19 protein-coding genes are annotated in these 20,592 nt (G+C 55.1%); 12 read left to right on the top strand and 7 right to left on the bottom strand.

The window, feature by feature from the left end; all coding sequences use genetic code 11:
* Window positions 1–15: 15 nt before the first annotated feature.
* Window positions 16–1,062, top strand: coding sequence for a protease SohB (gene sohB / locus IAE48_RS04480; RefSeq protein WP_200133616.1), 1,047 nt, complete (start codon window positions 16–18; stop codon window positions 1,060–1,062).
* A gap of 34 nt (window positions 1,063–1,096) precedes the next feature.
* Here the strand turns inward: sohB and IAE48_RS04475 are convergent, their stop codons facing one another.
* Complete coding sequence (locus IAE48_RS04475; RefSeq protein ID WP_023478774.1) at window positions 1,097–1,348, bottom strand: YciN family protein; 252 nt, start codon at window positions 1,346–1,348, stop codon at window positions 1,097–1,099.
* A 393-nt stretch (window positions 1,349–1,741) separates the two neighbouring features.
* On the opposite strand from IAE48_RS04475, the gene topA reads away from it, so the two are divergent.
* From topA to acnA, 5 genes are all read left to right on the top strand, one after another.
* Complete coding sequence (gene topA / locus IAE48_RS04470; protein ID WP_200133615.1) at window positions 1,742–4,339, top strand: type I DNA topoisomerase; 2,598 nt, start codon at window positions 1,742–1,744, stop codon at window positions 4,337–4,339.
* A gap of 179 nt (window positions 4,340–4,518) precedes the next feature.
* Complete coding sequence (cysB, locus tag IAE48_RS04465) at window positions 4,519–5,493, top strand: HTH-type transcriptional regulator CysB (RefSeq protein ID WP_023478728.1); 975 nt, start codon at window positions 4,519–4,521, stop codon at window positions 5,491–5,493.
* A 315-nt stretch (window positions 5,494–5,808) separates the two neighbouring features.
* Complete coding sequence (locus tag IAE48_RS04460; RefSeq protein ID WP_076769923.1) at window positions 5,809–5,970, top strand: YmiA family putative membrane protein; 162 nt, start codon at window positions 5,809–5,811, stop codon at window positions 5,968–5,970.
* A 309-nt stretch (window positions 5,971–6,279) separates the two neighbouring features.
* On the top strand, window positions 6,280–6,378 hold the full coding sequence (ymiC, locus tag IAE48_RS24000) for a small membrane protein YmiC (RefSeq protein WP_233631411.1): 99 nt from the start codon (window positions 6,280–6,282) through the stop codon (window positions 6,376–6,378).
* Between the two features lie 183 nt (window positions 6,379–6,561).
* On the top strand, window positions 6,562–9,237 hold the full coding sequence (gene acnA, locus IAE48_RS04455) for an aconitate hydratase AcnA (RefSeq protein ID WP_200133614.1): 2,676 nt from the start codon (window positions 6,562–6,564) through the stop codon (window positions 9,235–9,237).
* A gap of 32 nt (window positions 9,238–9,269) precedes the next feature.
* Here the strand turns inward: acnA and ribA are convergent, their stop codons facing one another.
* The gene (ribA, locus tag IAE48_RS04450) at window positions 9,270–9,857 is read right to left on the bottom strand and encodes a GTP cyclohydrolase II (RefSeq protein WP_200133613.1); all 588 of its coding nucleotides are present in this window, start codon (window positions 9,855–9,857) and stop codon (window positions 9,270–9,272) included.
* A gap of 194 nt (window positions 9,858–10,051) precedes the next feature.
* Here ribA and pgpB point away from each other — a divergent pair, with 194 nt between their 5' ends.
* The 5 genes from pgpB to yciH all read left to right on the top strand — a co-directional run bounded on the left by pgpB (window position 10,052) and on the right by yciH (window position 13,693).
* Entirely contained in the window at window positions 10,052–10,816 is a 765-nt protein-coding gene (gene pgpB / locus IAE48_RS04445) for a phosphatidylglycerophosphatase B (RefSeq protein ID WP_200133612.1), read from the top strand.
* A gap of 140 nt (window positions 10,817–10,956) precedes the next feature.
* Complete coding sequence (locus IAE48_RS04440) at window positions 10,957–11,265, top strand: LapA family protein (protein ID WP_200133611.1); 309 nt, start codon at window positions 10,957–10,959, stop codon at window positions 11,263–11,265.
* Between the two features lie 6 nt (window positions 11,266–11,271).
* Window positions 11,272–12,441 carry a lipopolysaccharide assembly protein LapB gene (gene lapB / locus IAE48_RS04435; protein ID WP_094419792.1) on the top strand — a complete coding sequence of 390 codons (1,170 nt, stop codon included), beginning with the start codon at window positions 11,272–11,274 and terminating at the stop codon, window positions 12,439–12,441.
* A gap of 188 nt (window positions 12,442–12,629) precedes the next feature.
* Window positions 12,630–13,370, top strand: coding sequence for an orotidine-5'-phosphate decarboxylase (gene pyrF / locus IAE48_RS04430; RefSeq protein WP_200133610.1), 741 nt, complete (start codon window positions 12,630–12,632; stop codon window positions 13,368–13,370).
* Window positions 13,367–13,693: a stress response translation initiation inhibitor YciH gene (gene yciH / locus IAE48_RS04425; RefSeq protein ID WP_200133609.1), complete on the top strand. Its 327-nt coding sequence runs from the start codon at window positions 13,367–13,369 to the stop codon at window positions 13,691–13,693. Before pyrF ends, yciH begins: the two co-directional genes overlap by 4 nt.
* A 107-nt stretch (window positions 13,694–13,800) precedes the next feature.
* On the opposite strand, the gene osmB is transcribed toward yciH, so the two are convergent.
* From osmB to IAE48_RS04410, 3 genes are all read right to left on the bottom strand, one after another.
* A complete protein-coding gene (osmB, locus tag IAE48_RS04420) occupies window positions 13,801–14,019 on the bottom strand; it encodes an osmotically-inducible lipoprotein OsmB (RefSeq protein ID WP_034812242.1) in 219 nt (72 codons plus the stop codon).
* 255 nt (window positions 14,020–14,274) lie between these two features.
* On the bottom strand, window positions 14,275–15,033 hold the full coding sequence (locus IAE48_RS04415) for a DNA-binding transcriptional regulator YciT (protein ID WP_200133608.1): 759 nt from the start codon (window positions 15,031–15,033) through the stop codon (window positions 14,275–14,277).
* An 88-nt stretch (window positions 15,034–15,121) separates the two neighbouring features.
* Window positions 15,122–15,304, bottom strand: a complete 183-nt coding sequence (locus IAE48_RS04410) for a hypothetical protein (RefSeq protein WP_200133607.1) — start codon at window positions 15,302–15,304, stop codon at window positions 15,122–15,124.
* A 190-nt stretch (window positions 15,305–15,494) separates the two neighbouring features.
* Here IAE48_RS04410 and IAE48_RS04405 point away from each other — a divergent pair, with 190 nt between their 5' ends.
* The gene (locus tag IAE48_RS04405) at window positions 15,495–16,364 is read left to right on the top strand and encodes a crotonase/enoyl-CoA hydratase family protein (protein WP_094419797.1); all 870 of its coding nucleotides are present in this window, start codon (window positions 15,495–15,497) and stop codon (window positions 16,362–16,364) included.
* On the opposite strand, the gene pdeR is transcribed toward IAE48_RS04405, so the two are convergent.
* Window positions 16,361–18,352, bottom strand: a complete 1,992-nt coding sequence (gene pdeR / locus IAE48_RS04400; RefSeq protein ID WP_200133606.1) for a cyclic di-GMP phosphodiesterase — start codon at window positions 18,350–18,352, stop codon at window positions 16,361–16,363. The genes IAE48_RS04405 and pdeR overlap by 4 nt on opposite strands.
* 294 nt (window positions 18,353–18,646) lie before the next feature.
* Complete coding sequence (locus IAE48_RS04395; RefSeq protein WP_200133637.1) at window positions 18,647–20,581, bottom strand: exoribonuclease II; 1,935 nt, start codon at window positions 20,579–20,581, stop codon at window positions 18,647–18,649.
* Between the last annotated feature and the right edge of the window lie 11 nt (window positions 20,582–20,592).

Here is a 20,592-nt window from a genome sequence, read left to right as displayed (position 1 = left end):
ACCGAGGTGGTATGCATGGAATTACTCTCTGAATATGGTCTGTTTTTAGCCAAAGTCGCCACCGTGGTGGTTGCGGTGGCGATCGTTATGACGCTTATCATCAATTTGCGCCAGCGCAAACGTCAGCGCGGCGAGCTGAAGATCACCCGCTTTAACGAGCACTATAAAGAGATGCAGGAGGAGATGTCCGTTGGCCTGATGGATGCTCACCAGCAGAAGCAGTGGCATAAAGCGCAGAAGAAAAAGCTGAAGGCAGATGCGAAGGCGGCAAAAGCACAGGCGAAGGCGGGCGTGTCAAAAGATCCGGTTAAACCGCGCGTTTATGTGCTCGACTTTAAAGGCAGCATGGATGCCGGCGAAGTGCACGGCCTGCGTGAAGAGGTAACTGCCGTGCTGAGCGTCGCAACGCCGAACGATCAGGTGCTGCTGCGTCTTGAAAGCCCGGGCGGCGTGGTTCACGGATACGGTCTGGCGGCTTCCCAGCTGCAACGCCTGCGTGATAAGCAGATCCCGCTCACCGTTGCCGTGGATAAAGTCGCCGCCAGCGGCGGGTATATGATGGCCTGCGTGGCGGATAAAATTGTCGCCGCGCCGTTCTCCATCATTGGATCCATTGGCGTGGTGGCGCAGGTTCCCAACTTCAACCGCTTCCTGAAAAGCAAAGATATCGATATCGAGCTGCATACCGCCGGGCAGTATAAGCGCACGCTGACGCTGCTGGGTGAGAACACGGAAGAGGGACGGCAGAAGTTTCGTGAGAACCTTAATGAGACGCACGATCTCTTCAAAGAGTTTGTCAGCCAGATGCGGCCGCAGCTTGATATCGAGCAGGTGGCGACCGGCGAGCACTGGTACGGTAGCCAGGCGCTGGAGAAAGGGCTGGTGGATGAGGTAGGCACCAGCGACGAGCTGTTACTGGGGCTGATTCAGGAGCATGAAGCGATTGGCGTGCGTTACCAGCAGCGCAAAAAGTTGCTGGAGCGCTTTACCGGTAGCGCAACAGAAAGCGTAGATCATCTGTTGATGCGCTGGTGGCAGCGCGGGCAAAAACCGATGATGTAAACAAAAACGCGAGGCTCAGGCCTCGCGTTCTTCTTTAATCGATCAGGTGGTACTTTTCAGAAAGTTCATGGGCTAAATATTTGAACATATTGAATACCGCCGTACTTTTCCCCGTTGGCAACCCTTGCTCATCCAGGTAGTACTCTCCGCTGAACACCAGCACGCCGTTGCGCTGCGTCACACCGGTGGCTTCAATGCCCGCCAGCGTGTCGTCATGATCGCGAATTAGCTGATTTGCCAGCTCAAGCAGGGACTGACGATCGATAGGCTGAGATGTCTCGCTCATTTTCATTCTCCTCATTTTTTGTCGGAGTTTACTGCTAGCCGCGATGAGGGGCAAATTTTCCCTTGTTTTGTGAGGGGCTTACGGTCTCGTTAACCTGGCGCGATGCGTTTTTGCATGCTAATAAAGTTGCTTAACAAATTTTATCAGGTACAGTGTGACCCTTTCGTCAATCTGGCAACAGAATTGCTTGACATTCGACCGGATTATCGTCTTGCTATACCACGCTGATATGAAAAAGCCTGAAATCTCAGTCACCTGAATGCCTCTATTCGCGTGACCGGCAACGTCAAAGGGTTGATATCCCCTGGCTCCGCCGCAATAGTGACTGTTTATCAGTGGATGTGACGCAACATGCGACGCATTTCCGGAAGAATACAATAGGTAAAGGTGAATATGGGTAAAGCTCTCGTTATCGTTGAGTCCCCGGCAAAAGCCAAAACGATCAATAAATATCTCGGCAATGACTACGTGGTGAAATCCAGCGTAGGGCATATCCGTGATTTGCCGACCAGCGGCTCAGCACCTAAAAAGAGCGCCGACTCCACCGCCACCAAGCCGGCTAAAAAGCCTAAAAAGGATGAGCGGGGCGCGCTTGTAAACCGCATGGGCATTGACCCGTGGCACAACTGGGACGCGCATTATGAAGTGCTGCCCGGTAAAGAGAAGGTGGTTTCCGAGCTGAAATCCCTCGCTGAAAAAGCTGACCACATCTATCTCGCAACCGACCTTGACCGCGAAGGGGAAGCCATTGCATGGCACCTGCGGGAAGTGATCGGTGGCGATGAGACACGCTACAGCCGTGTCGTGTTTAACGAAATTACCAAGAATGCGATTCGTCAGGCCTTCGAAACGCCTGGCGAACTGAATATCGACCGTGTTAATGCCCAACAGGCGCGGCGCTTTATGGACCGCGTGGTGGGTTATATGGTCTCGCCGCTGCTGTGGAAAAAGATCGCGCGTGGTTTGTCCGCCGGTCGTGTGCAGTCCGTCGCTGTCCGCCTGGTGGTAGAGCGCGAACGCGAGATCAAAGCGTTTGTCCCGGAAGAGTTCTGGGAAATTGACGCCGCAACGACAACGCCAGGCGGCGATACTCTGCCGCTGCAGGTGACCCACGAAGGCGATAAAACCTTCCGTCCGGTTAACCGTGAGCAGACAATGGCGGCGGTCAGCCTGCTGGAAAAAGCGCGCTATACCGTTATCGATCGCGAAGATAAGCCGACCAGCAGCAAGCCTGGCGCGCCGTTTATCACCTCTACGCTGCAACAGGCCGCCAGTACGCGTCTTGGCTACGGCGTGAAGAAAACCATGATGATGGCCCAGCGCTTGTATGAAGCGGGTTACATCACCTATATGCGTACCGACTCCACCAACCTGAGCCAGGACGCGGTCAGCATGGTGCGCAGCTATATCGGCGATAATTTTGGTAAGAAATATCTGCCAGAAAACGCCAACCAGTACGCCAGCAAAGAGAACTCGCAGGAAGCTCACGAAGCGATTCGTCCTTCCGATGTGAGTGTGCTGGCTGAATCGTTAAAAGATATGGAAGCGGACGCGCAGAAGCTCTATCAGCTGATCTGGCGCCAGTTCGTTGCCTGTCAGATGACACCGGCGAAATATGACTCCACCACGCTCACCGTCGGCGCGGGCGATTTCCGCCTGAAAGCACGCGGACGTATCCTGCGTTTCGACGGCTGGACGAAAGTGATGCCTGCGCTGCGTAAGGGCGATGAAGATCGCACCCTGCCAGCGGTCAATAAAGGTGATGAGCTGACGCTGATTGAACTGACACCAGCCCAGCACTTTACTAAACCACCTGCGCGCTTCAGCGAAGCGTCACTGGTAAAAGAGCTGGAAAAACGCGGTATCGGCCGTCCGTCTACCTATGCGTCGATCATCTCGACCATTCAGGATCGCGGCTATGTACGCGTTGAAAACCGCCGCTTCTACGCGGAAAAAATGGGTGAAATCGTCACCGATCGCCTGGAAGAGAACTTCCGTGAGCTGATGAACTACGATTTCACCGCGCAGATGGAAGATAGCCTCGACCGCGTCGCCAACCACGAAGCTGAATGGCGCAGCGTGCTGGACAGCTTCTTTGGCGATTTCTCACGTCAGCTGGAGCAGGCTGAGCAGGATCCGGAAGAGGGCGGCATGCGCCCGAACCAGATGGTGCTGACCAGCATCGACTGCCCGACCTGCGGGCGCAAGATGGGTATTCGTACCGCCAGCACCGGCGTCTTCCTGGGCTGTTCGGGTTATGCACTGCCGCCGAAAGAGCGCTGTAAAACCACCATCAACCTGATCCCGGAAAATGAAGTGCTCAACGTGCTGGAAGGCGACGACGCCGAAACCAACGCGCTGCGTGCCAAACGTCGCTGCCAGAAGTGCGGCACGGCGATGGACAGCTACCTGATCGATCCGAAGCGCAAGCTGCATGTCTGCGGTAATAACCCGACCTGCGACGGCTACGAGATTGAAGAGGGCGAGTTCCGCATCAAGGGCTATGATGGTCCGATCGTTGAGTGTGAAAAGTGTGGTTCTGAAATGCACCTGAAGATGGGACGTTTTGGTAAATACATGGCCTGTACCAACGACGATTGCAAAAATACGCGTAAGATCCTGCGCAATGGTGAAGTCGCGCCGCCGAAAGAAGATCCGGTGCCGCTGCCTGAGCTGCCGTGCGAGAAATCAGACGCCTATTTCGTGCTGCGTGACGGTGCGGCAGGTGTCTTCCTCGCGGCTAACACCTTCCCGAAATCGCGCGAGACCCGTGCGCCGCTGGTGGAAGAGCTCTATCGCTTCCGCGATCGCCTGCCGGAGAAGCTGCGCTATCTCGCCGATGCGCCGCAGGAAGATCCGAACGGGAATAAAACCATCGTGCGTTTTAGCCGTAAAACCAAGCAGCAGTACGTCGCCTCTGAGAAAGAGGGGAAAGCCACCGGCTGGTCCGCTTTCTATATCGACAACAAATGGACTGAAGCGAAAAAGTAATCGCTATCAAGCACCTACTGAGAAGGGCCGGATAATCCGGCCCTTTTTATTATCTGTTATTATTCTTAGTTCCTCGCTATACACAGAAGCTATAAATGATATAGTGGTTATAGTTTTTCTCTTTTTTATTATCAAATCGTCTTAAGCGCTCACCGCTTGCCTCATTCGGATGGTCTGTCATGAAACTACAGCAGCTTCGCTATATTGTTGAGGTGGTCAACCACAACCTCAACGTCTCCTCTACGGCCGAAGGCCTCTATACCTCGCAGCCTGGCATCAGCAAACAGGTGCGGATGCTTGAGGATGAACTCGGTATTCAAATCTTCGCCCGTAGCGGAAAGCATCTTACGCAGGTGACGCCAGCCGGGCAGGAGATTATTCGCATCGCACGGGAAGTGTTGTCCAAAGTGGAGGCCATTAAATCGGTGGCAGGGGAACACACCTGGCCGGATAAGGGCTCGCTCTACGTCGCGACCACCCATACCCAGGCGCGCTATGCGCTACCAAATGTGATTAAAGGCTTTATTGAGCGCTATCCGCGCGTCTCGTTGCATATGCATCAGGGATCGCCGACGCAGATCGCTGAAGCGGTCTCTAAAGGCAATGCTGACTTTGCCATCGCCACCGAGGCGCTGCATCTCTATGACGACCTGGTGATGCTGCCGTGCTACCACTGGAACCGCTCGATTGTGGTCACGCCGGACCATCCGCTGGCGGCGAAGCAGTCCGTGTCGATTGAGGAACTGGCGCAGTATCCGCTGGTTACCTATACATTTGGTTTCACTGGCCGCTCAGAGCTCGATACCGCCTTTAATCGCGCCGGGTTAACGCCGCGTATCGTCTTTACCGCGACAGATGCCGACGTGATTAAAACCTATGTCCGCCTCGGTTTAGGGGTTGGGGTGATTGCCAGCATGGCGGTTGATCCCGTCTCGGACCCGGATCTGGTGAAACTCGATGCCGATGGCGTCTTTAGCCACAGCACAACCAAAATAGGCTTCCGTCGCAGCACCTTCCTGCGAAGCTATATGTATGATTTTATTCAACGCTTTGCGCCGCATTTAACGCGCGATGTGGTCGATGCCGCCGTAGCGTTGCGATCGAATGACGATATCGAAGCGATGTTTAAAGATATTAAGCTGCCGCAGAAATAATACCGACGGGTATCTTATCACCCGAAAAGATACCCATAATGCCGCCTAAACCTAAATTAGAATTATCATCAACTCTGATAAAATCCCTCCGCAGAGTGATTGACGTCACATTTCAAATCCGCACCGTCTCTATTTTGCGACAAACATAGAAACTAAATAGCAACTCTGCAAATTCATTACTTCAATTATTTCTTTGTTGTCAAAAGATTTAATATTTCTTTGGAAATGGTGAGTAAATTCACTGGATTTTCCGCTAAAGTTCTTTTAGGATTTGTCTCATCCCATGATTACTAATACCGATTGTTGGTGCACAGAATGATAAGCGATGTCGATTGTACGAGGTTAGCAATGCCAACAGGAAGTGAAGAGCCGCAAAGGGACCCTGAGCTGAAGCGTAAAGCCTGGCTAGCGGTATTTCTTGGCTCTGCCTTGTTCTGGGCAGTGGTTGCGTTACTGGTCTGGAAATTTTGGGGGTAAAATGGCGATAGCAGGTCGATACGAACCCGTTAAGCGAGTGTGTCAGCTTCGTGACACGCCACCAAAAGCAAAAAACAAAGCGGTGACCGTTCTCCCGGCCTCCTGGAAGCTGACGCCGCAGCAGAAAGCGTTTATTGACGCCTTTGCTGAAGACGACATTAAAAAACAATAAATATACCAGCAAGATCAATGTGGGGAATTAACCCGCTATTCATTGACGTGCTCTTTTGTACTCTTTAATTAATACGCAGCATAAATGAATTGAGTAAAAACTCAGTTTCGATGAATAGATTCACGAGGTAAATTTTTATGATTAATAACCTTGGTATGAAATATTGGTCATGGCTGACAGCGTTCTCGGTTTCCACCCTCATCTGGGGTGAGCTGGTCTGGCTGGCCCTGCAGTAACGAATTGAAAAACCTCGCGTCGGCGGGGTTTTTTATTATCCGCGCCTTATCCCCGCCCGTAAGATTTTCCCTTTTGTAGCAATTTAGGGTGTTATCAAAACGTTACGATATGTTTGTGTTATCTTTAATACAGACCCTGATAAGCATCAGGGTAAAGCTATCCCTGTAATAAAGGAGGAGCACATGTCGTCGACCCTACGCGAAGCCAGTAAGGACACGTTGCAGGCAGAGAACAAAACGTACCACTACTACAGCTTGCCGCTGGCTGCGAAACAACTTGGGGATATTTCGCGCTTACCCAAGTCCCTGAAAGTCTTACTTGAGAACCTGCTGCGCTGGCAGGATGGTGAATCCGTCACCGAAGAGGATATCCAGGCGCTGGCCGGCTGGTTGAAAAATGCCCATGCCGACCGGGAGATCGCCTATCGTCCGGCCAGGGTGTTGATGCAGGATTTTACCGGCGTCCCGGCCGTTGTTGACCTTGCCGCCATGCGCGAAGCGGTTAAACGCCTCGGCGGCGATACCGCCAAAGTGAACCCGCTCTCACCGGTCGATCTGGTGATTGACCACTCCGTCACCGTGGACCACTTCGGTGATGACGACGCATTTGAAGAGAACGTCCGTCTTGAGATGGAGCGCAACCACGAGCGTTATGCCTTCTTACGCTGGGGCCAGCAAGCCTTTAGCCGCTTCAGCGTTGTGCCACCGGGCACCGGTATTTGCCACCAGGTCAACCTGGAGTATCTGGGCAAAGCGGTCTGGAGCGAGTTGCAGGATAAAGAGTGGATCGCCTATCCGGACACGCTGGTAGGTACCGACTCGCACACCACCATGATCAATGGGCTCGGCGTGCTGGGCTGGGGCGTCGGCGGGATTGAGGCCGAAGCCGCCATGCTCGGTCAACCTGTATCAATGCTGATTCCCGATGTGGTTGGTTTTAAACTCACCGGCAAGTTGGGTGAGGGCATTACCGCGACGGATCTCGTGCTAACCGTGACGCAGATGCTGCGTAAACATGGCGTGGTCGGGAAGTTTGTCGAATTTTACGGCGACGGGCTGGACTCGCTGCCGCTGGCCGACCGCGCAACCATCGCCAATATGGCACCCGAATATGGCGCAACCTGCGGCTTCTTCCCGATTGACAGCGTCACGCTCGGCTACATGCAGTTGAGCGGGCGTAGCGAAGAGCAGGTCGCACTGGTCGAAGCCTATGCGAAAGCGCAGGGAATGTGGCGTAATCCGGGCGATGAGCCGGTTTTCACCAGCACGCTGGCGCTCGATATGGGCGAGGTTGAGGCGAGCATCGCCGGACCGAAGCGTCCGCAGGATCGTGTAACCCTTAATGAAGTGCCGAAAGCCTTTGCTGCCAGCACCGAGCTGGAACTCAACACCGCGCAGAAAGATCGCAAACCGGTCGGCTATGTTCACAAAGGCCATCAGTATGAGCTGCCGGATGGTGCGGTAGTTATTGCAGCGATCACCTCCTGTACCAACACCTCTAACCCGAGCGTATTGATGGCTGCGGGCCTGCTGGCGAAGAACGCGGTCACACTCGGGCTGAAACGCCAGCCGTGGGTGAAAGCCTCGCTGGCACCGGGATCGAAAGTGGTCTCCGACTATCTCGCGCAGGCGCGTTTGACGCCATACCTCGATGAATTGGGCTTTAACCTTGTCGGTTACGGCTGTACAACCTGTATCGGTAACTCCGGCCCGCTGCCGGAACCTATCGAGCAGGCGATTCGCGAAGGCGACTTGACCGTTGGCGCGGTGCTTTCCGGTAACCGTAACTTTGAAGGCCGTATTCACCCGCTGGTGAAAACCAACTGGCTGGCTTCGCCGCCGCTGGTTGTCGCCTATGCGCTGGCCGGGAATATGAATATCAACCTTGCCACCGATCCGCTTGGGGTCGATCGCAAAGGCGATCCGGTCTACCTGAAAGATATCTGGCCATCGAGCGCCGAGATTGCTCACGCGGTTGCGCAGGTATCAACCGATATGTTCCGCAAAGAGTATGCAGAGGTGTTTGAAGGCACCGACGAGTGGAAATCGATCGAGGTTGAACGCTCCGACACCTACAGCTGGCAGGATGACTCCACCTATATCCGTCTGTCACCCTTCTTTGACGAGATGCTGGCAGAGCCGAAACCGGTTGAGGATATCCACGGTGCACGCATCCTCGCGATGCTGGGCGATTCTGTGACTACCGACCATATCTCACCGGCGGGGAGTATTAAAGCGGACAGCCCGGCGGGGCGCTACCTGCAAAGCCATGGCGTGGAGCGGGGTGATTTCAACTCCTACGGTTCACGTCGCGGTAACCATGAAGTGATGATGCGCGGCACCTTTGCCAATATCCGCATTCGCAATGAGATGGTCCCGGGCGTTGAGGGCGGAATGACGCGCCATCTGCCGGGCAGCGAAGTGATCTCCATCTATGATGCGGCGATGCGTTATCAGCAAGAGGGCACGCCGCTGGCGGTGATCGCCGGGAAAGAGTATGGCTCCGGCTCAAGCCGTGACTGGGCTGCGAAAGGTCCGCGTCTGCTTGGCATTCGTGTGGTGATTGCCGAATCCTTCGAACGTATTCACCGCTCGAACCTGATTGGCATGGGCATCCTGCCGCTGGAGTTCCCGCAGGGCGTCACACGTAAGACGCTGGGCCTGACCGGGGAGGAGCGGCTCGATATTGCCGATCTGCAAAATATCAAACCGGGTGGCGAACTGCCGGTGACCTTAACGCGCGCCGATGGCACGCAAGAGGTGATTCCGTGCCGTTGCCGTATTGATACCTCGACAGAGCTTACCTACTACCGTAACGACGGCATCCTGCACTATGTGATCCGTAATATGCTCAACTAAACAAAAAGGCCTGCTTCTGCAGGCCTTTTTTATTACTTCAGCAGATGTCCCATCTTTTCCGCTTTCGTATCGAGATAGTGCTCGTTCTTCGGATTGCGCCCCACAATTAGCGGCACGCGCTCGACGATATTGATCCCGGCTTCGGTCAGGATCTCCACTTTCTTCGGGTTATTGGTCAGCAGACGCACTTCATCCACCGCCAGCAGTTTGAACATATCAGCGCAGAGGGTGAAGTCACGTTCGTCGGCGGCAAAGCCAAGCTGATGGTTGGCTTCGACGGTGTCATATCCCTGATCCTGCAACGCATAGGCGCGGATCTTATTCAGCAAGCCGATGTTACGGCCCTCCTGGCGATGATAGAGCAGGACACCGCGACCCTCTTCAGCAATGTGATTGAGCGCCGCTTCAAGCTGGAAGCCGCAGTCGCAGCGCAGGCTGAACAACGCATCGCCGGTCAAACACTCGGAGTGCACACGTGCGAGAACGGGCAACTGCCCGGAAATATCACCATAGACCAGGGCCACATGATCCTGTCCGGTTGCCAGTTCTTCAAAACCCACCATCATGAAGTCGCCCCATGGGGTTGGCAGTTTGGCTTCTGCCACACGTTTAAGTTGCATGTGAATCTCCGGATTATTTGGGCGCCGCGCGCACCGTTAACCTGTAAGTTTTCTGAGTCGCGCCATTTTGCCACAAGCTGCCTGACGACGCCTATATCTGCGCGGTGAATACCGCATAAACGCACAAATGCGCCGTTTCAGCGAAACTGTCATTTTTCGGTTATGATTGTGTCACTTACGCACAAGGAGATGAGATGCTGTCTATTGCTAAGCGAACAACCGCCGGTGCGGCGATTTTATTAATTATGCCGCTGGCGGTCTGGATCTCCGGCTGGCACTGGGGGCCCGGGCAAAACCACTGGTGGCTGCGTGTGCTCTTCTGGATGACCGAAACGGTGACGCAGCCCTGGGGCATTATCACCCACGTTGTACTTTGTGCCTGGTTCCTGTGGTGCTTACGTTTTCGCCTGAAAGCCGCATTGATGCTCTTTGTCATCCTCGGCTGTGCGATTGTGGCCGGGCAGGGGGTGAAATCCTTCGTCAAAGGGCAGGTGCAGGAGCCGCGTCCCTTCGTCTTATGGCTGGAAAAAGAGCACGCCGTCCCAACCGATCACTTCTACAGCCTGAAGCGCAAAGAGCGCGGCGCGCTGGTAAAAGAGCAGCTCGCCAGCCAGCATGATATTCCCGCTTTTTTACGCCATCACTGGCAAAAAGAGACCGGCTTTGCCTTTCCGTCCGGGCATACCATGTTCGCGGCAAGCTGGGCGTTGCTTGGCGTCGGGCTGCTGTGGCCGCGCAGAAGGACATGGACTATCGTGATTTTACTCGCCTGGGCGACGAGCGTGATGGGCAGCCGTCTGTTGCTCGGCATGCACTGGCCGCGCGATTTAGCGGTCGCGACGCTTATCTCCTGGATTCTGGTTACGCTGGCGACATGGCTGGCGCAGCGCATCTGCGGGCCGCTCACGCCGCCAGCGGAAGAGGTGCCGGAGATCGTCGAGCGTGACAGCGAGACTTGATTTCCATCATTTTGGCCGCAAATCAGAAATTAACATTATGCATCCCCATTTCGCGGCGGGCGCTAAAATGGTAGTTTATAAGGCTTGTGGCAGTCAGTTGCACATAAATTCATCGCACGAACCACATAACGGGATGTAATGTGAAATATTTACTCATTTTTCTACTGGTGTTAGCGATTTTTGTCGTGTCGATTACGCTTGGTGCGCAAAACGATCAGCAAGTCACGTTTAATTATCTCCTTGCACAGGGTGAATATCGCATCTCTACGCTGCTGGCCGTGCTGTTTGCTACCGGCTTCGCTATCGGCTGGCTGATTTGCGGTCTCTTCTGGTTACGCGTGCGTGTTTCTCTCGCCCGTGCAGAACGTAAAATCAAACGCCTCGAACAGCAGCTTACTCCCGCCGCGGATGTTCCGGTTACGTCCGGCACGCCGGCGGTGAAGGAATAATATTCTATGCTGGAGTTGCTGTTTCTGTTGTTGCCTGTCGCAGCGGCCTATGGCTGGTACATGGGGCGCAGAAATGCTCAACAAACTAAACAGGATGAGGCTAACCGGCTGTCGCGTGAATACGTTGCCGGGGTTAACCTTTTACTGAGCAATCAGCAGGATAAAGCGGTAGACCTCTTTCTCGATATGCTGAAAGAAGATACCGGCACGGTTGAGGCGCACCTTACTCTCGGGAATCTGTTCCGTTCGCGCGGCGAAGTTGACCGCGCTATCCGCATCCATCAAACCCTGATGGAGAGCGCCTCCCTCTCTTACGATCAGCGCCTGTTAGCAGTGCAGCAGCTTGGCCGCGATTATATGGCGGCCGGGATGTACGATCGCGCCGAAGATATGTTTAACCAACTGGTGGATGAGACCGATTTTCGCGTCAGCGCGCTGCAACAACTGCTGCAGATCTACCAGGCGACCAGCGAATGGCAGAAAGCGATCGACGTCGCTGAACGCCTTGTGAAGCTTGGTAAAGATAAGCAGCGCGGTGAAATCGCCCACTTCTACTGCGAGCTCGCGCTGCAGCAGATGGGTAATGAAGATATGGATCGCGCCATGGCGCTGCTGAAGAAGGGCGCAGCAGCCGATCGCGACAGCGCGCGTGTCTCCATTATGATGGGGCGCGTCTTTATGGCCAGCGGCGATTACGCGAAAGCGGTAGATAGCCTGCTGAAGGTGATCGATCAGGATAAAGACCTGGTCAGCGAAACGCTGGAGATGCTGCAAACCTGCTATCTGCAATTGGGTAAAACCGACGAGTGGGCCGCTTTCCTGCAGCGTTGCGTTGAAGAGAATACCGGTGCCGCCGCCGAACTGATGCTGGCAGAGATCGTTGAGCGTCGTGAGGGGGCAGATGCCGCGCAGGGATACGTCACGCGCCAGCTACAGCGTCATCCGACTATGCGTGTGTTCCATAAACTGATGGACTACCACCTCAATGAAGCGGAAGAGGGGCGCGCGAAAGAGAGCCTGATGGTGCTGCGCGAGATGGTCGGCGAGCAGGTACGCAGCAAGCCGCGCTATCGCTGCCATAAATGCGGTTTTACGGCTTATACCATGTACTGGCACTGCCCATCCTGCCGCGCCTGGTCGACGGTTAAACCAATTCGCGGTCTCGACGGACAGTAATTTTTTTAAAAACATCTTTATTAGTTACAACATACTTAAGAGTTTTTTTTAGACGGTTTCATCAACTCCTGTGCGGTCAGCGCTTTGCAGGTAAGGGGAACTGTCATTTCGCTCGCGGCGCAGGTAGAATGCTGCCCGTTTATCCATTTTGCGCCTGAGCGGGTGCCCTCATTTCAGAAGGTCTGATCATGACGTCCACTGCTTTATCGACTTCCCGCGCGGTTACCGACTCTCCGGTCGTTGTCGCCCTCGATTACGCCAACCGCGACAGCGCCCTGGCTTTTGTAGACCGCATCGATCCGCGCGATTGCCGGCTGAAAGTGGGCAAAGAGATGTTCACGCTCTTCGGGCCACAATTCGTGCGTGAGTTACAGCAGCGCGGGTTCGATATCTTCCTCGACCTGAAATTTCACGACATCCCTAATACCACAGCGCATGCGGTAAAAGCGGCGGCCGATCTTGGCGTCTGGATGGTCAACGTCCACGCCTCGGGCGGCGCGCGCATGATGACCGCAGCCAAAGAGGCGCTGCTGCCATTTGGCGCAGATGCACCGCTGCTGATTGCGGTTACCGTGTTAACCAGCATGGAAGCGAGCGATTTGCAGGATATCGGCATTAACGCCACCCCTGCGGAGCATGCCGAACGCCTGGCGCGTCTCACTCAGCAGTGCGGGCTTGATGGCGTCGTCTGCTCGGCGCAGGAAGCGGTGCGTTTCAAAAGCGAGCTTGGTCAGTCATTTAAACTGGTCACGCCGGGGATTCGCCCGCAGGGTAGCGACGCAGGCGATCAGCGCCGGATTATGACGCCCGAGCAGGCGCTGCAGGCAGGCGTCGATTACATGGTGATTGGCCGCCCGGTTACGCAATCTGCCGATCCGGCGCAAACCCTGAAAGCAATCAACGCCTCGTTAGGCAAGGGGAGAGCATGAGCGATAACAACAGCCGTCTGGTCTACTCCACCGAAACCGGGCGTATTGATGAAGAGAAAGCAGCCGTAGAGCGCCCAAAAGGCGATGGCATTGTGCGCATCCAGCGCCAGACCAGCGGACGTAAAGGCAAAGGCGTCTGTTTAATCACCGGCATCGATCTTGATGACGAGGCGCTCACCAAACTGGCGGCCGAGCTGAAGAAAAAATGCGGTTGTGGCGGGGCGGTGAAAGAGGGCGTTATTGAGATTCAGGGTGATAAACGCGATCTGCTTAAATCACTGCTGGAAGCAAAAGGCATGAAAGTAAAACTTGCCGGTGGCTAAAAAAAGAAAGGCCGCGTGAATAACGCGGCCTTTTATTTACCTATTTTTTAAATCAGACCTGAAAGAAAGTAGATTTCTTGATATTTATTTGCCGTAGTACCGACTAATTATTTACCGACCTGATGGCCAATAATACCGCCGACTGCCGCGCCGCCCAGCGTGCCGAGCGTGCTGCCGTCTGTTAATACAGCACCACCAAGCGCACCCGCACCCGCGCCAATCGCGGTGTTACGAGAACGTTTATCCCAGTGACCACAAGCACTCAGAGACATTGCCAGGGTAACTGCCAGTACTGCCGCGGCCATTTTTTTACTTGTTAACATCATCATACTTTCTCCTGAATAATCGATTCACGGAACCAGAGGCTCTCTAAGTATAGTCTTAGAAATAATCTCAAAGATCTTCCGTGAAACCTTGCTGCGCAGGGGTAATGCAATCACCTGAGTGATAATTACTTCCTGTTATATCGCTGATAATAATTTTACGCAGCGGCACGCAACAAACCAGGTAAAAACTCTTAATAAAATACTCAGAATCGTCTCAGAAAAGAGAGAGATAGCCCGTTTTCACGGGCAAAGGGATCAGGCGTTGGATGGAGTTTGGACAATATCGATAATTAACCCCGCCGCTTGAAGCTGGCGCTGTGCCTCGGCGGAAATGGCGTCATCTGTGATCACCCGCTGAAAGCGGTCAACCGGGCCAAGCGTGTAGGGGTGTACGACGCCGAATTTTGAGCTGTCCGTCAGCACAATCGCCTCGCTGCCTTTTTCCAGCACCGCGTTCACTACATCGGTACGCATCATGTCGCGCCCGGTAAAGCCCGTTTCCGGCTGCCAGCCGTCAATGCCGATAAAGGCTTTACTGAAATGGACCTGGGAAATGTACTGGCGCGTCAGCGGCCCCACCATGCTTTCGCTCTTTTTCTGGTAAATGCCTCCGAGTAAAATCACTTCGCACTGCGCCGATTTCAGCAGATGCGCGATATAGCTGCTGACCGTAATGATGGTGATGTCCCGCTGCTCGCCAAGCTTGCGGGCGAGGAGGGCGTTGCTGCTGCCGTTCTCAATAAACACCGTTTCACCGGCGCTGACCAGCGAGGCGGCAAAGTCAGCCAGCTCGCGCTTAACAGCATAGTTAGTCAGCATGCGCGTTTCGACGTCTTCGCTGTCGAGCGGCACGGCAAACCCGTGGGTGCGACGTAAATAGCTCTGCTTTTCCAGCGTATTCAGATCCTGGCGAATCGTCACTTCAGAAACGCCGGTCATACGAGCAAGATCGGCGACGCTCATCTGACCTTTGTCGATGACCGTTTGCAAAATAAGTTGTTGTCGGGAATTCATAGCCACACTTTTTATCTTTCGCGCGAATGTAAATCGCCACGACTGCGGTGGCATTCCCGGCTGCCGCGTCATGGCGAAAAGAGATTACTTAAATTTCCCAGGGCGTTTTCTGCGTGCCTGAGTGGGGGGGCTGGTCGCTGTTATCGATATCCCGCAACTCCGTCTTCAGAATTTCCAGATTACGGATAGCGGACTGATAATCTCCGGCCACCAGAATATCAAGCACGGTATCGATCCGGGCGGCCAGCTGTTTTACATCGATCTCTGCCATACCTTCACCTTCATATCGAAAAACGAATAAATTCAATGATGCAGAAAAGCGTTTAAAAAGAGAAGGGAAAAAACCACATCTCAACGGCTTCTCTGCATGAAGTATATATTCATCCCTCCGCCCGTGGTCGGTTCAGCGCGTGACGTAGTCTTTTCAGGCGCGCAACGCGCACTATCTGGAGGAATACGCAATGACGATAAGTAATCAACCGACCTGCAAACTCTTTACCGATGAACAACGTTTCACGCAACTCTCAGGTTTTTACGAAGAGGAGCGGCGCACCGTGTGGATGATGCTGCGCGCCAGGCCGCGACCCTGCTTCAACCACCAACTGATTGAGGAGATCATGAACCTCTCCTGGCTGGTCAGGCAGAGCGGATTTGCCGTCGACTTCTGGGTCACCGGATCGCTGGTTCCCGGTATGTTCAACACCGGCGGCGATCTGCACTTTTTTGTCGAGTGCATCAAAAACGGGCGGCGAGAAGCGTTGCGCGCTTATGCCCGCGCCTGCGTTGACTGTGTGCATGCCGCTTCACGCGGTTTTGACACCGGCGCAATTTCGCTGGCGATGATCGAAGGGAGCGCGCTCGGCGGTGGATTCGAAGCCGCGCTGGCGCACCATTTTGTGCTGGCGCAACGCGATGCGCGTCTCGGTTTCCCGGAGATCGCCTTTAACCTCTTTCCCGGCATGGGAGCCTACTCTTTGGTCGCCCGCCGTGCGGGGATGAAACTGGCTGAAGAGCTTATCTACAAAGGGGAGTCCCATTCGGCGGAGTGGTATGCGCCAAAAGGGCTGGTCGATATCGCGTTTGAAGAGGGACAAGGCTTTATGGCCGTGCGTACCTTTATCGATACGCTGCAACCGCGCCTGAATGGCGTGCGTGCCATGCTCAGGGCGCGCCAGCGCGTGCTGCAACTGCCACGCAGTGAGCTAATGGATATCACGGAAGATTGGGTAGATGCCGCCTTCTGCCTGCAAGCGAAAGATATCGCCTATATGGAGCGCCTGGTGCTGTTGCAAAACCGCCATACGGCGGTTGCGCTCAGTAAAGCCGGTTAACGCGCCTTGCGTGGCTGGTAGCGTGTAAACCAACGTTCAAACGCGGCAGCGGGCATCGGTCTGGCGAACAGAAACCCCTGCCGCTCATGGACGCCATTGTCGGTCAAAAACGCATCCTCCTGCGCACTCTCCACCCCTTCAGCAATCACCTGCAGATTAAGCGCCGCCGCCACTGCGACAATGGCGCGCACCAGCGATTGCGAAATCGGCTGTTGATGGATATCGCGCACAAAGCTCTGATCGAGTTTGATGGCGTTAAGGGGAAAGCGCGCCAGTTGTGACAGTGAGGAGTAACCGGTACCAAAATCATCCAGATGCACCTGCGATCCCAACGCGCTGAACTGCTGGATCACCGAGAGCGCCAGCGCTTCGTTTTCGATAATGCAGCTTTCGGTCAATTCAACATCAATCGGGCAGTCAGCAAAATGAAGCTCGCTGAGCGCCCGTTTCAGATCGCTAAAGATGGTCTGATCGGCCAGCTGTCGGGCAGAGACATTCACCGCCACACGCAGGTTAATCCCCTGGTCGCGCCATTGCGCCACTTGCCGTACCACATCCAGCATTACCCAGCGGCCGAGCGGCACAATCAGGCCGGACTCTTCGGCGTAGGAGATAAAATCGAGCGGTGGGATCAGCCCGCGCTCGGGCGACTGCCAGCGCACCAGCGCTTCGAGGCTGCGCACTTCGCCATCCCGGTTCACTTTCGGCTGGTAATGAATCACCAGTTGCTCTTTATCCAGTGCCTTGCGCAGGTTGGTATCGAGCCAAAGGTACTCAAATACCCGCTGGTTCATCTCGGCGCAAAACACGCAAAACTTGCCGCGACCGTTCTCTTTGGCGGTATACATCGCAGTATCGGCATTGCGGATCAGATTTTCGCGATCGTTGCCATGTTCAGGGGCGAGGGCGATACCAATCGAGCAGCCGGAGTAGATCTCAATCAGCCCGATGCGAAACGGCGCGCGCAGTCGGCACAAAATGCGCGAGGCCATCGCTTCCAGCGCCATTTGCGAGGTATTCGTCGCCAGCACGATAAACTCATCGCCGCCAAGCCGCGCCAGCACCTGGCCCTCATCAAGACAGCCTAATATGGCCAGCGCAACGGCCTGCAACAGCTGGTCGCCAAACATATGCCCGTAGGCATCGTTCACTTTTTTAAAGTTATCGAGGTCGAGATAGACCACGCCGACCTGGGTGTCGCCGCGTGCGGCAATCGCATCACTGATGCGATCCTGGATAGCGTTGCGATTGGGTAAACCGGTAACGGTATCGGTATTCGCCAGCACCCGCAGCCGCTCCTGGGCGTGGCGCTCCTCGGTAATGTCGGTGCCGGAGCAGATGAGGTAAACCTCGTTTTTGCCGCTGCCGCTGTGCACAAACTTATTACGGAAGATAAACAGCCGCTGGCCTTTGCGCGTCTTTACCCAGCGCTCCACTTCATAAGAAGATCCATCGCGGAAAAACTGGGTGATATTGCGCTTTGAGGCCGCCGCTTCGCTGCGGCTCATAAACAGCTTAAAGACGTTCTGCCCAATCACCTCATGCTCTTTCAGACCGGTGTACTCTTCGCTCAGGCGGTTAAAACGCTGAATGTTGCCCAGCCGGTCGAGGATCACAATCACTGAATTGGCTTCCGACACCACCTGCTCTGCAAAGGAGAGACCCTGCACCAGATCGCGAGCGACAGCCTGGGTATCGTCCCATGCCGATGCGCTACCCGCCCAGGCGTTACGGGTAATTTTCCGCCCGACAAGGTGAACCGTCACCTCTTCGCCAAACAGGGTGAGGGGCATGGTCAGGCTGGAGGTGATCACCGTCATCGCGCGGATCTGCGCCGCTTGCTCATCGGTCAGCGCGACCACCTGCGTCGTATCGGCATGCTCTTCAGGGGCGAAATGCAGGGCATTGCTGTCAGCCGTAAGCCGCCAGTAAGGACTGTGTGAACCCAGATAGCGAAACAGCACGCTCTGTTCCTGCGTCTCTCTCATGCGTTCTCCCAACCTACCCGCCACAGGACGGGCACCTGTTGATGACCGACAACCGCCATTAATGACAAGGCGGATCTCCGTTAACGTATTGTTTTTATAGGAGTGTTGAGTAAAGCGTTACCTGGTGTGGAAAAGCAGAGACGGCTGCCGCACGCAAATGTGGGCGGTAAACAAACCGCTGCATGATGAGAAGTGTGGTCGGTTTTCGCTATTTGTGGGAGGGAAAGTGCTTAAAAATGCGCGATATATTGCCAGAAAAGCGCTCCCTCCCGAACGGGAAGGAGCGTAGAAGCGTTACATCACCGGACGGGCGATCACGCTGCGGGTTTCCATCCGCACTTCGGCGATGGTGACATCAATGACATCCGTCACTTTGAACACCGCTTCGCCTTTGATCTGCACGGTGCCGCTCTCCTGGCTACACACCAGCTCATCACGCACGGCGTGAATGAACGGGGCAGGGATAAAGGCGACCGCGCCGTTATCCACCAGGCGCACGCGCATACCGCCGCGGCTGACATCGATAATCTCTGCCGCGAAACGGGTGTCGGTGCCGGCTTTGTTTTGCAGGAAACGGGCATACAGCCAGTCGCCGACATCACGCTCGGCCATGCGGTTCAGGCGACGGCGTTCCGCCATCTGCACGGTAGTCTCATCCTGCGGACGCACCGGCGTTTCACCTTTGATGATCGCTTTCAGCAGGCGGTGGTTGACCATATCGCCATACTTACGGATCGGCGAGGTCCAGGTCGCATAAGCGTCCAGCCCCAGGCCGAAGTGCGGGCCTGGATTGATGCTGATTTCGGCGAAGGACTGGAAGCGACGAATGCGGCTGTCGAGGAAGCCGGAAGGCTGCGCGTCGAGTTCACGGCGCAGTTTGCAGAAGCCCTCCAGCGTCAGCACCTCTTCAGCATTCACTTCAACGCCGTGGGTTTTCAGCATCGCCACCAGCTGCTCGCTGTTCGCCGGGTCGAAACCTAAATGGACGTTGTAGATACCAAAGCCCAGCTTGTCGCGCAGCACGCGCGCGGCGCAGATGTTAGCGGCAATCATCGACTCTTCAACGATGCGGTTGGCAATGCGGCGCGGCTCGGCAACGATATCCAGCACTTCGCCTTTCTCGCCCAGTACAAAACGGTAATCCGGGCGGTCTTTAAACACCAGCGCATGGGTCTGACGCCACTGGCCGCGCAAATCGCAGGCGCGTTTCAGCAGACGGATCTGCGAGGCGATGGCGTCATTAACAGGCTGCCACTCGCCGCGGTTTTCCAGCCAGTCAGAGACATCGTCATAGGCCAGTTTGGCTTTTGATTCGATGGTAGCGGCGAAAAACTCAATGTTCTCTTCGATCGTGCCGTCGCTGTCCAGCGTCATGCGGCAGACCAGCGCCGGACGCACTTCGTTCGCGCGCAGGGAGCAGAGATCGTCAGAGAGTTCGCGCGGCAGCATCGGAATGTTGAAGCCCGGCAGGTAGTTGGTGAAGGCGCGAATTTTCGCCGCATCGTCAAGCTTGCTACCTTCGGCAATCCACGCGGTAGGATCGGCAATCGCCACGGTCAGCTGCAGCTTGCCATCCGCCAGCTCTTCGGCGTAAAGCGCATCATCCATATCTTCGGTGCTGGCGCTGTCGATGGTGACGAAATCAAGCGCGGTCAGATCGACACGCTGCAGGCCATCATCGAGCATCTCTGTTGCCACGCCGTTTGGCGCCTCTTTTTCGAGGTTATGACGGGCAAGCGTTACCCACCACGGCACGAAGTGGTCATCGGAGAAGGTGATAAATTGCGTGAGTTCCGCGTAGAAGCCGCGGTCGCCTTTCAGCGGGTGACGGCGCATCTCGGCGACCGCCCAGTCACCCTCTTTAAAATCATGCTCCACGCCACGCGCGGCGCGGCAGGGGATGGAGTCTTTGAGTAAAGGATGATCCGGCACAATCGACAGGCGGTCATCTTTCTTATGCACTTTGCCTACGAAACGGGTCAGAAAAGGCTCGACCAGCGTTTCCGGCTCCGCGCTTTCGCGCTCTTTTTCCGTGTGAATAACGGCAACAATCCGATCGCCGTGCATCACTTTTTTCATCTGCGGCGGCGGGATGAAATAGCTTTTTTGAGCATCGACTTCCAGAAATCCGAAGCCTTTCTCGGTGCCTTTAACAACACCTTCTGCACGCGGTGTCTGAGAGTGGAGCTGCTGTTTAAGCTGCGCGAGCAGCGGGTTATCCTGGAGCATAATCATCTATT

It is taken from the genome of Kosakonia sp. S57 (genome assembly GCF_016516575.1).
Lineage (GTDB): Bacteria > Pseudomonadota > Gammaproteobacteria > Enterobacterales > Enterobacteriaceae > Kosakonia > Kosakonia cowanii.
Note: the sequence above shows the minus strand (reverse complement) of the source record. Positions and strands in the feature narration are given on the sequence as shown.